This is a genomic window from Telmatobacter sp. DSM 110680 (assembly GCF_039994875.1).
Taxonomy (GTDB): domain Bacteria; phylum Acidobacteriota; class Terriglobia; order Terriglobales; family Acidobacteriaceae; genus Telmatobacter.
This window is the reverse complement of record NZ_CP121196.1, coordinates 2,945,874-2,960,217: the sequence shown is the minus strand read 5'-3', so window position 1 is coordinate 2,960,217 and position 14,344 is coordinate 2,945,874. Positions and strand designations below refer to the sequence as shown.

Below are 14,344 nucleotides of genomic sequence, written 5' to 3'. Positions count from 1 at the left end.
AGGTGGTGGTGTCACTCCACTCTACGAAAAGTGGTACAAGAGATTGGCAACTTTCCTTGTCGCATTTTAGCGATTCGACATCTTCCCAAGTGGGGCTTGTACCACCTTCCGCTAACCCCTCCAGGTCTGCCTCCGAATAGTTTTGTACAGTCTTGCAGCGTCTGCATACGAGGGCTACGGGCGGAATTTCGGTGGGCAGGGTTTCTCGATGCGCAAATCCTTGCGAGAGCGTATGCCGAGGGAGCACGATGGGCCCTCGACAACTTTGATTCCTGCAAAGAAACTGGCAAAGGATAATAGGCGCCGATGCCATAGTCTCCTTTCGCTTCGCGCTCTGAGAATGGCATGAAGAGTCCCCTGAGCAAAGCTCACACGAAACAAGCGAAACAATGCAGCATTCATGCGGAGTTTAGAGCATTCCTCCGTCCGAAACAAGGCCCCTCCGTTTCCCTTCCGAAAGCCGCTTCTTACCCAGCGTTCATGCAGGTTGTTTCGCATGTTTCGGATTCCGCCTCCGCAGCGGGCAGATAGCGGGAAAACGTGCCCTCGAATTCGGCCCTTAGATAACCTTTGCCCGTTGCTCCACCATCCACCCGCACCTGGCGCGGCGCTGGCCCAAAAGGACGGAGGGTGGCCGCGAGTCCTCTTGGCGTCAATTCCTGGCTCGATTCCCCCCAAGGGCTATCAGGGATTCTCTTCAACGCATCGAGCAACGCGGCGGTCAGCATGTGCGACCTTCCGTCCGGCCAGACTCGTCGCACATCGGCCAGCAGCTTCAGCGCGTAAGAGTCATCCGCATCATCGATGGCCTTGGCCCCGCAGAGCGACCGGGCGCACCTCTCCAGTTCATCTACTCGATCCGGCGCGGCCACGGTACACACGGCGAAAAGCGGCATCCATAGATCCGCTTCCCGGTCCTCAAGAAATCCAAGGTCACTCATGCACTCGTAAAACTCGCGGACGGTATCCCGTTGTGCTTCCGCCCAGGCTGCAATGGTGTTTCGAAGCGGCTCCGCTTCGGCGGGTGTCCTTGCGAATAGTAACCGTGCGACCCTCTGCGATGCGGCTTTTCGCTGCATGGGAATGCAGATGCAACGATCCGCGAGGGTGTCGGGCAGTCTGCCGATGGCCGCAAATGCCTTGGGTCCGTAAACAGGGAAGTGCTCCACGCTCCAATCTGGTGGTACGCATCGGGTCACAGTCGCGCCCTGCCGGTGTCCTGCATTCAGTATGGCGAGGATTGCTTGCGCGCTTTCGGATGGCTTGCTGCTTCGCAGTGCCTCAACTTCATCCAGGAGCAGCGTTGGAGAGTCCTTCATCAAGCGGAAGATCGAAGCTGGACTGGCGGATGTGATTCGTTGCGGCTTTGCGCAAAGCAGTTCCAGAATTTCCAGCACACGTGTCTTGCCGCATCTCTTCACCGGGGACGTGAGAGTGATATATGGGAACGCGCCGAACGCATCCGGGACGTGAGTTGCGGCAGTCCACAACGCAAGCGGCAGATAGGCCGCGCCCGGCAGAATGCAGAAGCGCCGAATGAAGCTCTCCGTCTTGCCGATTGCATCGAGATCTGTGCCAGCGTCCAGCTTGCTCGGTTCAACAGGGATATCGCTGAAATCTTCTGCTACACTCCTGGTAGACAAGATGTACCTTTCCGGCCCACGTTACAGCGTGGGCCTTTCCATTTCTGATTGCCTGATTGCCTACATGCCCCGGAGGGCCGTCGCCCGGCGTTGTAACTGCTGGACGAGCGTGGTATTCAAGAGCTCCACCTTTCGCGGCGGCAATCACCGCCGGTCCAGCACAGGAACTTCACCGCGCCTCAGGATTTCTTCAACCGTCTCCTGCCGGAAGCGGATCGCGCGGCCCACTCGGACATAAGCCACGCGCCGCATCCAGACCCACTGGCGGATCGTTTTGGGCGAGAGTCCGATCGCTTCTGCGAATTCTGCTACGCTCAATAGCTTGCTCATTTTGCCTCCACATATCGCTTGACTGCTTCCATTGCATGTGACACTATAGCAATCAAGAGACATGCACAAGTCACAAGTTATGTCACAGAATATCTCGTTGCCGATCAGCCTAATCCCTCTTGCATGGAAGCGGGCGGACCTCGGTCCGGTTTCCAAACGCGAGTTCTTTGAGGACCCTGGCTCGACTTCGCTCCGATATCGATTCGTGGAGAAGGAAAGCAAGTGTGACCTTTTTGATTCGTGGCGGTTGAGGGATGATTTTCTCGGCTGGAGCATTGAAGATTGGCAGGCTTTCTTCTATATGGCCGGAAAGTGGTCCGGCGTTGGCTACATCACTCAAAGCGATTTCGCAGAATGGCAGCAGCTTTTGAGAGAGGCGCTTGTGCACCCTGCGAAAGACTGGAAATCGCTCGCCCGGCAGTTCGCGCTGCAGAAGGTCTCAAGGCTCGCCGGCCCCATGCGAATTCTCTTCGATTGGCAGGGTGACGTTCCTATTGCGAAGGTGGTCTTGACAGACTCCCTTACGGCGATCATCGCAACGATTCAAGTGGATGCTTTGCGGGGAGCAAAGTTCCGAGTCTGCGCACGGCACGACTGCAAAAGCGCGCCGTTTCGAATCGAAGCGCGGCACAAGATCTATTGCGATTCCGATTGCGCGCACCTTGTTGCTGTGAGAAATAGCCGAGAGCGAGCAGCGAACGCAGAACCGAGTAGCCGAGTGATGAAATCTCAAAAACGCAAACAACGCTAACGATGGGAGGGGGAGTAGCTATGGCCGTTTTTCGCTACAAGGGCAGCAAGGTTTGGACGATGGATTTTCTCTTCCACGCGCAGCGCATCCGGGAGAGCACGGGAACGCGCTCCAAGACACTCGCGTTGAAGATTGAGGATAAGCGCCGCCGGGAGCTGGAAGAGGGCGCCGCGGGCATCAGGAAGCAGCGGCACCCCCTTCTGCTCTCGGTTGCGGCGGATGAATGGCTGGACATGAAGAAGGCAACGCTTGCGCCGCGCTCGGTGAAGATCGAACAGGCGAACCTTGCCCATCTGCTCCCGGAGTTAGGCCGCAAGCTGATTTGCGATATTGAGGCGCGGGAGATCGCCCGCTACCAGCGAAAGCGGCTCGACGAAGAGGCTTCGCCCAAGACTGTCAATCTGGAAGTGGGAACACTGCGGGCGATTCTGAAACGCTCTGGTCAGTGGGCGCGGTTGCAGCCGGAAGTGAAGATGCTGCCCACGCGGGATGATATTGGGCGGGCCATCAGCACGGAAGAGGAAGCGGCGCTGCTACAGGCTTGCAGCCAATCCCGCTCTCGCTCTTTGGTTCCATTCGTCACCCTGGCGATTGAAACCGGCGCGCGGTATGGCACGATTCGGACGCTGCAATGGGGCAACGTGGACTTTGAGAATCGCTGCCTGAAATGGGGCAAAGACAAGACGGCATCGGGCACCGGACGCATTGTTCCCCTCAGTCAAAGGGCGTTGGCCGCTCTGAGTTTTTGGGCGACAAACTTCCCGGAGCGCAAACCGGAGCATTACGTGTTCCCATCTGAGAGATACGGCGGTGCGGGAGATGGCTTTTCGCTTTCGCCCAAGGCATACCACGTTGACCCGTCGAAGCCCATCGGCAGCATCAAGGAAGCATGGGAAGCGGCCCGGTTGCGGGCAGCGCGGATTCTGAAAGGTGGAACGGAAGAGTCGGACGCGAACGGCGAGACGGATCTGAAAGAAGCGGTTGTGCCCCTTGCTTGCCGCTTTCACGATCTGCGGCACACGGCGGTTTCGCGGATGCTGAATGCCGGAATCCCTATTGCCAAGGTCGCGAAGATCGTAGGGTGGAGCGGATCCACGATGGTGCTCATGGCGAAGCGTTATGGTCACTTCGCGCTGAACGATTTGAGAGATGCAGTCGAGAGCATCAGCAAGGGCAAAATTGACGCAGCGTCCTTGGTATTTTCCCCGGTATCGGAGAAGGATGGGGAAGCCGCTCGCCCGAACTGATTGATTTAATTGGTGGACGCGGTAGGAATCGAACCTACAACCTGTCGGTTAAGAGCCGAATGCTCTGCCAGTTGAGCTACGCGTCCAGAAGTGAAGCGCGCCATGCTGCAGGGTGCAGGTAAGCGCAGATCAGGCGAAAAATCCTCAACTGATCCTTCAAAAATATAACACAGCGAGAGCCGGTCACCAAAGCTCACTGCCGGATCGCTTGAATCCTCAATCGCCAGCCATGCAAGCTTTCGCATTGCACACTTGCCTCGCGAGAATGCCATGAGTTTTCGATTTGGGCTTGAATCGCTTTAGAAGGTAAACGCAACGCCTGCGCCGATGCTGCGCTGATCCTGCGCAAACACCAGCATGCTGCCATTTACTAAATAAGGCCGGTATCCCTGCGCGAGCATATTGTTCACATCGAGTAGCGCTTCAACATTCAAACCGTCGTGGTGCGCACCGATTGATTGGCGTAAATGCAGATTAAGATATGGCTCGATCGCGCCGACAGAATATTGCGCGATGGAAGTGACCGTATCCGCCGGCTGCCAACGATAACTTGCGCGCCAGCGCGTTCCGGTTCCGTCGAGCTTTCCGGAGAGCGAAATGGCATACATCTGCGCGTGATGCGGCTTTGCTGCACTAAACACCTGGCTCAGGGCAGTTGGATGTACCGACGCCGGCATCACCAGGGCATCGCCGTTGGCATAACTGACGCGAATGCGATTGCCGCCTGCTACACGATGTTCCACGGCCGCCATCACACCGGCGCTCGAAAAACTCTGTCCCGCGGCGCGCATCAATCCGCTCATAGGATCACTGAGGACGCCGTAGTTGTTCCCAAATCGCCCGCTCGCCTGAATCACCGGGTTCTCAGTATTGTCTGAGAAAACAAGGAAGGACACACCTGAAGCATCGGTTCGCCGCTCCCAGCCGATCTCCTGGTGGAAGCCGTGCTCCAAGGCAAGTTGCCCGTCGTGCATGGATACCCGCGGCAGGTAGAATCCCGCTCGCGATTCATCCTGATTTGGAACGGAAGGAGCAGTCGCCATCCGATAACTTACAGTCGAATTTCCGCCGTGCCAAGCGATTGTGGCAAAAGGTAGCGTTTCCAGAATCGTGTTCGGCGAATTCTGACTGAACCGCGCCATCACCTGTTGCGCTCCGGCATCGATCTCGAATTCGTCTCCGAGATTTATCTTTTCGGAACCACGCATTGCCGCTTCGTCGAGGCCCTCGCCGCCCGATCCTTCAACCACAGGGTGAATCGATATCGCAGCCATCGACTCGACTGCGCCCGCAAACCCCAGGTCTTGACGGAAGCCAAGCATCGATTCCATTCCGGCGTCGGTATCAGGTGCAAAATCCACGCGCGCCAGCAGTTCCCGGCTGTCTGAAGGTGTATCTTCCACACTGGCGGTAAAGCGCTCACCGCTCTCGCCGAAGGTCCCTTCCTGTCCCGACGCCATAAGCCGCGCTTTCAGCTTGGGACGCGCACCCGGTCTATCCGATACCACGACGAGCGGTCCATCCTCGAGCCAGCGCAGCAAAGGTCGGTTCGCCGCTGAGCGCAGCGTCCATTCCCAGTCATCTCCAGGCGCATTCGCCGCACGGGATTCAGCGGGCAGCCACTGCATTACCTCGTAGAGCGTATTCAGTGTCAGGTTTACCACGGTGTTAGCGCGAACCCGTACGTTCTCCCTGAGCGATGGAAGGAACAAAGCGCCCATGGCTTTTATTGCGTATTTGCCCGGGAGAATGTCTGCGAAAGTGTAAGTGCCCTTGCTGCTGGTGTAGGCCGAGGCGAGAACGCTCATATCCGGCCTCAGCAACTGCACAACAGCGCCCATTTGGGGGACGCCGTTGGAGTCGCGAATAACTCCGGAGACTGAACCGCCTGACGCAGCGAGCAGTGGCGACGACGCCACGACAAACAGCGCGATCATGGATACGAGTTGGAGCCTGCGCATCATCACTCGAATTGGTGACCCGGCGGCGTCCTGGCTCAAGTCTTGGGAATTAATTGCCCGCAGGTTTCCCGATCTCGTGCCGGTTAACCCAATTTGCGGAACCCTCGTACTATTCCACGACAAAAGGTGCCGATTGCGCAATCTCTTGTTTTGAGATTTCGTCATTTATTTTGATCGTCACCTTATATTTGCCCGGTTGCAGACCAGCCACTTTGATTGTTTTTTCCACCGTGAGCTGGTCGCTATGTTCGCCAAAGTCTTTGGAATCTTGCTCTTTCTCAAAGACAACCGTGTTCGTTGCCGAATCAATGATCTGGTACGTTACCTTCGCCTCGTTGCTTTTGGTCTGGTCATTAATACCCAGGTTGTACACCTGCATCCAGAAGTTCAAGTCCTGGCTGCGTTTAAAACTTACCGGGGTAGCCGGATTCTGGGTAACCCGCGGACAAACGTGGATGTTGCCAATAACGCAACTGCCCTGGCCGATGTCGTGCGAACTGACGGGATAAATCTGGTCCGCCAGAATAAGGGACGAAGTGCCAAGCTTTTCGTCATGATAGGCAGGCACATCCAGACTCTTTCCGTAAATACCAATGTGATCCGCGTTATTCACGTCCTTGATCGCGATATCCAACCGATAGAGGCCCGGAAGCAGAGGTACGGCCTTCCAATAGATAGACTTGCGGTCCAGTGACTTCTCGAGAAGTTCCGCGGGCTGCTCCACCTCGACTGTGTCCTCGAAGGTCTGCACCGTCTTATGAGTCAACGTAGTCACTTTACCCAGAACGTTGACCACGCCCTTCGCAACACCGTCCTTGGTCACAAACGTGATATCGCGATTTCGGATCTGGATCGTGACCGGCACCAGCACCGTGCTTGAAGTCACCTTCACAAAATCCGTGCGCACATCAAACGGGAATATCGGTCCGGTGAGCAGCTTGTGCTCGCTCATCGCGCTCTCCAGATCCTTGAATTTGATCGGCGGAGGGGCGAACAGCTTTGCAGCCAACTCGATGCGATCAAACTCTTTCGACTGGTTCTGGCTTCCAAGCGGCCCGGCGCCAAGGTTTTCAAAGCCGCCTTTGAACCTATCGGCCTTCTTCGACATCCCCATCTCTTCCCACTGCGTCAAGCCCGCTCCCGGCGTCTTAGCCAGGGCGTCCTTCTCGCTCCGGTCGATGGTGAAGTGATAATCCCCGCACTGGCAGGTATCCACAAACTCCATATCAATGTTGTCGCCGACACCTTCGATATAGCGATAGTGCCAGGTTTCAAAGGGGAATGTTGAGGTTTCGCCGCCGCCTTCTTCCTGGGGACGCTGATAAGATCCGCCGGAAGGATGAGATTCAATTGAATCCGGTGGGCCGAAGGCGATGTACATATGGCCGCGATCCGTCTTCCAACCCGGCTTTCCGGCTGCGTAATGGTCATTGGCATACTGGATACGCCGATAATGCTCTTCGCGGAATTCATTGTCGGGAGAGTCGGGATTGGGGTTGCGCCGCAGCCAGAACTGCTCGATGAACGCCTCGCGCTCCTCGTCATTGGCAAGATTCTTGAAAGCCTTCCGCTCTTCATCCGTAATGATGTAAGCAACATCCTGATCGAGCCAGGATTTGTAAGCGATCGTGATTTCCTGTCGGACTTCTTTTTGCGCCTTGAATTTCTCTTCGTCGGACCGCTGACGCTTCAGAGGATCGGGTTCCTGATCCTGGCCAGAAGCAGGCCGAGTCTGCAACGAAGGGTCTGGTGCCTGTTGTGCGTGGGTATTGCGAGCAGGAACAAAGATGAGGCCGCAGCCGAGTGCGACAAATAGGATCGAACGGCCATTAAAATTCATTGCGTCGGAGAACTCCCTACAGTGCCTTATTCTACGGGCCCAAAAGGTACGGAGCAAGGCATGATGGCACAGTCGCTGCACTTTGGACGAACAGGTAACCAATCGGTCACCTCAAAACCCCTTCTTTTTGGCGGAAAATACATGTAATTTTGCGACAAATCCCACTCCCTTTGCGTCAATCAGGTAGACCCGCACTTTCTTCTAATCAGCTCTGCAGCCGTGCGCGATTTTGGCCTGATGCCCTCAGGGATCTTCCGGGACAAGTCCATTCCGCCCACGCCCATGAAACCGCAAGGTTAAGAATCCCGAATTTTGTCAATTCGGGGCTAGTTGGGAACCGAGTGAGCGGGTTTTGCGTAGAATTACTTCGGAGCATCCGGGAGTAGAGCAGCGTCCATGAAAAAGATTCTTTTGATCGTTTCTGCCGTTATTGTGGCCATCATTCTTGTTGCCGTCTTCGTTGTTAAGCAGCAGTCAGGTTACACCAAGGTCCTCACCGCTAAGATTCACAAGCAGGACCTTGCTACGGTCGTCAGCGGCACCGGCCAGATCAAGCCGAAGACCTATGTCAACGTGGGCGCTACTTCGTTCGGCCGCATTACGCACCTCTACGTGAAAGAAGGGGACCACGTTAAGAGGGGTCAGGTGATCGCCACCGTCGAGAATGTGCAGCCCGAGGCCAACGTCCAGTCCCAAAAAGCGACCATCTCTGCCGCTAAGACCGATATTTCTTCGTACATCGCTGCCGAAAAGACGGCTGAAGCCAACGTTGCCCACGCCAAGGCCGACCTCGAGCAAAAACAGCTCGATTGGGATCGCGCACAAAGCCTTCTCAAGGCAGGCATCATGGCCAAGCAGGATTACGACGCCAAGAAAGCCGCTTATGACACCGATGTAGCATCGGTATCGCAAGCCGAGGCCCAATTGAACCAGGCCAAGGCCCAGACAGCTTCGGCGCGCGGGCATCTTGATCAGCAGGTGGCTCAGCTCCGCTTCAATGAAGATGCCTTGAGCAAAACCGTTTCCATCGCTCCGTTCGATGGCATTGTTACGAACCTCCCTGTTCGCGAAGGAGAAACGGTGGTTGTCGGGATTCAGAATGCCGAGGGATCAACGCTGATGACTATCGCCGACATGAGCGTAGTCACTGCCGAGGTCAAGGTAGATGAAACCGACATCGTCAACATCAAGATCGGCCAACCCGCTGAAGTCAGCGTCGACGCCATTCCCGGAAAGAGCTTCAAGGGACATGTAACGCTGGTAGGCGACCAGGCATTGCTCCGCTCTACAGGTGTAGCCACCTCGCAATCCACTACAGGAACTGAAGAAGCCAAGGACTTCAAGGTCGTCGTCACCCTTGACACGCCGACCGATGAGCTGCGCCCTGGCCTCTCCACTACCGCCAAGGTGACCACCGCCCAGAAATCAAACGTGCTGTCGCTGCCCATTCAGGCGCTCACGATGTACACGCCTCCTCCGCCGGCAAATAGCGGAAGCGTTGAAGCTGCGTCCACGACTTCCGCGCCGAAGGTCGCGCCGGTGCAGGGTGTCTACGTTCTCGAGAAAGACGCTCACGGAAAGCAGCGCGCCAAGTTCGTTCCCGTCACTACCGGCATTACCGGCGCCACGGATATCGAGGTTCTCAGCGGACTTCAGGACGGTCAGGAGATTGTGATTGGCCCCTACAAGACCTTGCGCACTCTCAAAAATGGCGCGCTCTTGAAGAAAGATACAGCACCTGTTCCCACAACAGACTCAAAGGCTTGACGCGGCGAGAAGTCCAACGGATCGAGTACAAAGACTCTTAGCAAAGTGCTTGGACGCAAAGGCAGCAAAGGATAATGTTCACATGGCTCTGAACAGCGTCATCTCCGAGGTTGAAATGCAGCAATCCGCTGGACCGAACGGCGACATGATCGTTGTCGAAGACCTGTGGCGCACCTACGACATGGGCTCCGAACAGCAGGTGCATGCCCTGCGCGGCGTTAACCTGCGCATCAAGCACAACGAGTACGTTGCGATCATGGGGCCGTCCGGCTCCGGCAAGTCAACGCTGATGAATCTCATCGGCTGTCTCGACACGCCCTCTAAGGGAAAGTACTGGCTCAACGGCCAGTTGGTCAGCGAGCTGGATGACGATGAGCTTGCACGCATTCGCAACAAGGAAATTGGATTCGTCTTTCAGACATTCAATCTACTCTCGCGTGCCAGTTCGCTACACAACGTCGAACTGCCGCTGATCTACAACGGCACGCCCGCCGCGGAACGCATCGAGCGCGCCAAGCAGTCGCTCATCAGCGTCGGCCTCGAGTCACGCATGAACCACAAGCCGAACGAACTCTCCGGCGGACAGCGCCAGCGTGTCGCGGTAGCAAGGGCGCTCGTAAACAGCCCATCTATCATCCTTGCTGACGAGCCTACCGGTAACCTCGATTCGAAGACCGGCATCGAGATCATGGCTCTCTTTGACACCCTTCAGGCCAAGGGCAACACGATTGTTCTCGTCACCCATGAGCCTGACATTGCCGAATACGCGCACCGTGTCGTGCACATTCGCGATGGCCAGATCTACTCCGACGAGCCGTCGAAGCGATTCCGCACCTAGCCGGCGCTTCCAGTCAGATGCCACTCTCAGTGGATCGCGGGTTCTTGCGCATCTGAAAAGCTCATTGCGATTAGATCCTGTAGTCCGGATAAGTCCGGCAGATTCGACAATATTTCTCGAAGTACAGTGTGATCTCTTTCTTCGCATATGGTCTCTGCGCGAAGCTGGGGCCATACATCGCACGCAATCTTCGTGAATGCCACCACCACCTCGGGATCAAACTGCGCACCAGCACCGGTCTGAATCTCCTCGCGTGCTGCGGCGAACGTCCGCGCCTTATGATAAGGACGGTCGCTGGTAATCGCATCCAGGCTGTCGGCCACAGCAAAGATGCGCGCCCCAAGCGGGATTTTGCTTCCACGCAAGCCGTGCGGGTATCCAGTCCCGTCAAAACGCTCGTGGTGAGCCAGGACAATTTCCGACGCATCAGCCAGGAAGGGTATCTTACGCAACATTTCGTGCCCACGCACGCAATGCGTGCGCATAATATCCTGCTCCTCGATGCTTAACCTGCCAGGCTTTCGCAGGATGGCGTCGGGAACCGCAATCTTCCCGACATCGTGCAACAAAGCACCCTGAGCAAGCACTTTGATCTCCAGAGGAGAGATCTTCAAGGCGCGGGCCAGAGCGATGCTGTATGCCGTCACCCGTTTGGAGTGTCCTTCTGTTTCTGAGTCTCTCAAATCAAGTGCGTCGCTTAGCGTCAACAACATCAGGTCGTGAGTACGCTGCAGATCTTCTACAGCCCAACGAAGCATATCTGTACGTATGCGGAGTTCCTGCTTCAGCTTAAGCTGATACTCGCGCGCTTTAAGCATTCCGAGACGCTGATCGAGGGCACGTCGGATTGTCTCGAACAGCTTCCTGTGATCAAAGGGCTTTAAAAGGTAGTCGCAGGCCCCTCGATGCATGGAATCAATGGCCATGCCAATGTCGGATGCCGACGAAACCATCACCACTGGAAGTCCAGGTTGTTTTGTACGGACCCAATCAAGCAGGGTGAGGCCATCACCATCTTGCATCATCACGTCAGTGAGAACCAGGTCGAAGGTATCGCGATCAATCATTTCCTTCGCCTGGTTACCACTCGAGGCCAGGTGCACTTGGTATCCCCAGCGTTCGAGAGTAGACCCGATGAGTAATCGGATGGGCGATTCATCATCCACGACCAGAATTGACGACTGATTGTAAGGGATTCTGCTTTCGCACGATTCCGTATTTGCGATCTGGGATATTGCCGGAGCGGTTGAATTCGGCGATTCCAAGCTGGCTCCCGGCTTGAACCCTATGTCACATGTTGCTACATGTTGCCTGAAGCCGGATCTGTCTGTCGGCTTTATCGTCTTATCGGAGAATTGCTGGTCGTTCATAGCAAAGTTGGACGCCTTTCTTGCGTGGCTTCAACCGTCTTGAGCAGTTTAGAACGGTCAGATGTGGTTCCGGATCAACCAGTGAGTTTTCGTACGCGCGAAGAACGCCTGGCTGAAGGCCTCGCGCATCCGCCTTTTATTTCTGTTTAGTTGCCATGGTTTTCATCGGTTGCGGCGGAACGCGGCGGATCACGATCTCCTGGTTGGCGGCGGCATCTTCCGTTTCAGCTCGCACACTGGTGGGAGCTGAAACGGTCTCGAACACACCGTTGATGATGAACTCGTCTGGCACAACGCTCAGCGGAAATGGCCCGTGCTTTCCCATGCGCACCAGGAAGGCGCCAGTGCTGTCGCTGTAGACCACTTCCTTGCCAATGTGCAGCGCCGCACCCTCAACAGGATTGCCATGGTCATCTTTTACGAGGCCTTGTACCAGGAACTTTGCAATCGAGAAAGATTCGGAATGCGCGGACGTCATACCACTCATGCGATATACATACGTACTCATCCCGAACGTATAACGCAGATGTCCGGTCGGATCCACATTTGAGGCAGCTGTAATCTGCATCGGCCCGACGACCCGCACCGAGGCGTTCAGTGCCAATGCTTGTTGAAACGGATGATCGGGACGAAATGGCAGGTATATGTTCTGATAATCGGCTTGCAGCATCAGGCGGTTGCTCGTCAGGTCCCCGCCAAAGGCAAAAGTGGTCTGCCCGTTCGTGCGTGAAATCAGCTGCAGCAAACTCATGCGTGAAGAAAAATTCTCTCGAATTGTTCCGGAAAGAATCCTGCTGCTGGGTTGACCTTGCGACTTGCTCTGAAACCAGTTTTCGTTGACCTCAAGCAGTCGACCGAAGCGGCGCCCCACGTACAGATTCGTTCCCTGTGTGCTTAGTCCGGAGCTACTTGAAGAAAACAACCCGCTCCCGAAATAGAACTTCTCCGCGTGGAAGTCGGCAGAGAGCTGGTTTACAGAGGCTTGTTGCATCGCTCCGCCTAGCGTTATCGGCTCCAGAAGGTTCTGGTGCCCGGCGGTGAGTGCCACGAATTCCAGCGGCTTGTACAGCATCTGCACATTCCCTTTATTAACCTCGGAACTTAACGGGCTGGCCAGTGAGATTCGCTGGAACGAGTTACCGGTCAGCACATAGCTCGTCCTGAAAATAAGCTTCTGCGTCTCCGCATCCAAGCTGGCGGCGAAATACCTCTGATTGGAGCCCATGCCGGCGGTGAGCGAAGCCTTTACAGATCGGTTCGGCTGATATTCCAGTCCCTGCAGAAAGGTCTGTTGCCGCGAAACGATATTCCGTGAAAAGAATTTGAAATGATCATTGATCTTCCTTTCGTAGAACAACATGCCGACAGGATCGTCGCTGGTGGCCGCGTTGAACAGGCCTGTGCCTAGCCACGTCGATGTCGTTCCACCAAAAGCGTAATACTTTACGATGCTGTCCTTATGGGTGACACCGATACCGCGTACGGAAAAGTAGTGGCTGGCGTCGAACACGTCGGTAGGGAGAATAAACGGGACTGTCTCATCGCCGGTCAGCAAAGTAAAACTTTGAAACTGATAACGGTTCTCGGCTCCGAAGCGCAGATGCCCTTCGAAGTAGCCCAAATTTACGCTCCCATCATATTTAGGGGCCTTGAACTCGACCGATCCGCCCTGCGCATTGAGCATCGTCGATGTTCCGCCCTGCACGCGAAATACCTGGGAGTTCGCTCTTCCGGCCAGCAGCATCGTCAGCACGAGGAGCGCGCATTCGATTTGCAGACGCATCGCAATACCTAGGGCTTTTCCCCAGTGCCTTCTGTCACTGAGGGCAATCCTGAAGCAAGTTCAAGATTGCTATTCGTTTTAACCTGCAGCTTCCCTTCGATCTTGAAGTTATCGAATTGAAAACTTACTTCCGTCGGAACAATATCCCCTTCAGACTTTGCGTCGAGTGGTACCTCGAGAACACGCCTGCTGTGCGGGAAGATTGGGAAACCTGGAGCTTCCAGCTTCTTCTTCCCGCTCATCAACTGGGTTTGCATCACCCGCCCGAAGTTGTCGCCTGTGTTCTCGACCTCTAGAAGGACCTTGTTGTCATGCGCATCGAGTTCCGCCCGCACCACGCGGACATCGGCCTTCTCTGCCCGTTGCTTCGGCAGCAGATAGACGGTGTGAGGTAACTGCAGCCGCACATTCATTCCTTGCGCGGTGCGGAACGCGAACCCCGTGAATGATGCATAGATCACAAACCACGTTGGACTGGGTGGGGCGCTTGCTTCGTAGAACACGTAGTAGGTCTGCTGCGGCTGAATCCGAAAACTGGTGGCGGAGAGCTTCAAATGAATTGCCGGGTCCAGAGGCCGGTAGCTGAGCTCACCGTTTTCCGAAACGGTGAAACTCTTCGCCTCGAGTACAACATTCAGCGGCGTGAGACCGTCGTTTACATACTCCACGCGGCCCTTCGCTGGATTGCCGAGCTCGCTGATCACGGGACGCACAGTTTGCCCCACGGCGCTCGCGCTGAGCACAAGGGCAAATATTCCACTGGTCAAAAGGCGAAATGAATGGCCAATCGAGCTTCCGTACATATTCTTGCCTC

Annotated in this window: 11 protein-coding genes and 1 tRNA gene; 4 read left to right on the top strand and 8 right to left on the bottom strand. The window is 55.7% G+C overall.

Going from position 1 to position 14,344, the window contains the following annotated elements:
• Window positions 1-467 precede the first annotated feature (467 nt).
• Both P8935_RS12170 and P8935_RS12165 read right to left on the bottom strand, forming a co-directional pair.
• Window positions 468-1,643: a DUF3631 domain-containing protein gene (locus P8935_RS12170; RefSeq protein ID WP_348265274.1), complete on the bottom strand. Its 1,176-nt coding sequence runs from the start codon at window positions 1,641-1,643 to the stop codon at window positions 468-470.
• Between the two features lie 144 nt (window positions 1,644-1,787).
• Window positions 1,788-1,973, bottom strand: a complete 186-nt coding sequence (locus P8935_RS12165; protein WP_348265273.1) for a helix-turn-helix domain-containing protein — start codon at window positions 1,971-1,973, stop codon at window positions 1,788-1,790.
• A 79-nt stretch (window positions 1,974-2,052) separates the two neighbouring features.
• Between P8935_RS12165 and P8935_RS12160 the strand changes: the two genes are divergently transcribed.
• On the top strand, window positions 2,053-2,724 hold the full coding sequence (locus P8935_RS12160) for a hypothetical protein (RefSeq protein ID WP_348265272.1): 672 nt from the start codon (window positions 2,053-2,055) through the stop codon (window positions 2,722-2,724).
• 20 nt (window positions 2,725-2,744) lie between these two features.
• The gene (locus tag P8935_RS12155) at window positions 2,745-3,971 is read left to right on the top strand and encodes an integrase (RefSeq protein ID WP_348265271.1); all 1,227 of its coding nucleotides are present in this window, start codon (window positions 2,745-2,747) and stop codon (window positions 3,969-3,971) included.
• A 10-nt stretch (window positions 3,972-3,981) separates the two neighbouring features.
• Here P8935_RS12155 and P8935_RS12150 read toward each other — a convergent pair.
• The 3 genes from P8935_RS12150 to P8935_RS12140 all read right to left on the bottom strand — a co-directional run bounded on the left by P8935_RS12150 (window position 3,982) and on the right by P8935_RS12140 (window position 7,772).
• Window positions 3,982-4,057, bottom strand: a tRNA-Lys gene (locus P8935_RS12150).
• Between the two features lie 213 nt (window positions 4,058-4,270).
• A complete protein-coding gene (locus P8935_RS12145) occupies window positions 4,271-5,935 on the bottom strand; it encodes a carboxypeptidase-like regulatory domain-containing protein (RefSeq protein WP_348265270.1) in 1,665 nt (554 codons plus the stop codon).
• A gap of 106 nt (window positions 5,936-6,041) precedes the next feature.
• On the bottom strand, window positions 6,042-7,772 hold the full coding sequence (locus tag P8935_RS12140) for a GWxTD domain-containing protein (RefSeq protein ID WP_348265269.1): 1,731 nt from the start codon (window positions 7,770-7,772) through the stop codon (window positions 6,042-6,044).
• A gap of 396 nt (window positions 7,773-8,168) precedes the next feature.
• On the opposite strand from P8935_RS12140, the gene P8935_RS12135 reads away from it, so the two are divergent.
• Together P8935_RS12135 and P8935_RS12130 are read left to right on the top strand one after the other, a co-directional pair.
• Entirely contained in the window at window positions 8,169-9,539 is a 1,371-nt protein-coding gene (locus tag P8935_RS12135) for an efflux RND transporter periplasmic adaptor subunit (RefSeq protein WP_348265268.1), read from the top strand.
• An 82-nt stretch (window positions 9,540-9,621) separates the two neighbouring features.
• Complete coding sequence (locus P8935_RS12130) at window positions 9,622-10,377, top strand: ABC transporter ATP-binding protein (RefSeq protein ID WP_348265267.1); 756 nt, start codon at window positions 9,622-9,624, stop codon at window positions 10,375-10,377.
• Window positions 10,378-10,403: 26 nt separating this feature from the next.
• On the opposite strand, the gene P8935_RS12125 is transcribed toward P8935_RS12130, so the two are convergent.
• The 3 genes from P8935_RS12125 to P8935_RS12115 all read right to left on the bottom strand — a co-directional run bounded on the left by P8935_RS12125 (window position 10,404) and on the right by P8935_RS12115 (window position 14,333).
• Complete coding sequence (locus P8935_RS12125) at window positions 10,404-11,747, bottom strand: HD domain-containing phosphohydrolase (RefSeq protein ID WP_348265266.1); 1,344 nt, start codon at window positions 11,745-11,747, stop codon at window positions 10,404-10,406.
• 136 nt (window positions 11,748-11,883) lie between these two features.
• Window positions 11,884-13,530, bottom strand: a complete 1,647-nt coding sequence (locus tag P8935_RS12120; RefSeq protein ID WP_348265265.1) for a hypothetical protein — start codon at window positions 13,528-13,530, stop codon at window positions 11,884-11,886.
• A gap of 8 nt (window positions 13,531-13,538) precedes the next feature.
• A complete protein-coding gene (locus P8935_RS12115; protein ID WP_348265264.1) occupies window positions 13,539-14,333 on the bottom strand; it encodes a hypothetical protein in 795 nt (264 codons plus the stop codon).
• Between the last annotated feature and the right edge of the window lie 11 nt (window positions 14,334-14,344).

Excerpts from the sequence above, each read along its gene's own strand:
- P8935_RS12145 (WP_348265270.1), bottom strand. The coding sequence starts at position 5,935 with ATGATGCGCAGGCTCCAACTCGTATCCATGATCGCGCTGTTTGTCGTG.
- P8935_RS12115 (WP_348265264.1), bottom strand. The coding sequence starts at position 14,333 with ATGTACGGAAGCTCGATTGGCCATTCATTTCGCCTTTTGACCAGTGGA.
- P8935_RS12140 (WP_348265269.1), bottom strand. The coding sequence starts at position 7,772 with ATGAATTTTAATGGCCGTTCGATCCTATTTGTCGCACTCGGCTGCGGC.
- P8935_RS12160 (WP_348265272.1), top strand. The coding sequence starts at position 2,053 with ATGTCACAGAATATCTCGTTGCCGATCAGCCTAATCCCTCTTGCATGG.
- P8935_RS12135 (WP_348265268.1), top strand. The coding sequence starts at position 8,169 with ATGAAAAAGATTCTTTTGATCGTTTCTGCCGTTATTGTGGCCATCATT.
- P8935_RS12120 (WP_348265265.1), bottom strand. The coding sequence starts at position 13,530 with ATGCGTCTGCAAATCGAATGCGCGCTCCTCGTGCTGACGATGCTGCTG.
- P8935_RS12125 (WP_348265266.1), bottom strand. The coding sequence starts at position 11,747 with ATGAACGACCAGCAATTCTCCGATAAGACGATAAAGCCGACAGACAGA.
- P8935_RS12155 (WP_348265271.1), top strand. The coding sequence starts at position 2,745 with ATGGCCGTTTTTCGCTACAAGGGCAGCAAGGTTTGGACGATGGATTTT.
- P8935_RS12130 (WP_348265267.1), top strand. The coding sequence starts at position 9,622 with ATGGCTCTGAACAGCGTCATCTCCGAGGTTGAAATGCAGCAATCCGCT.
- P8935_RS12165 (WP_348265273.1), bottom strand. The coding sequence starts at position 1,973 with ATGAGCAAGCTATTGAGCGTAGCAGAATTCGCAGAAGCGATCGGACTC.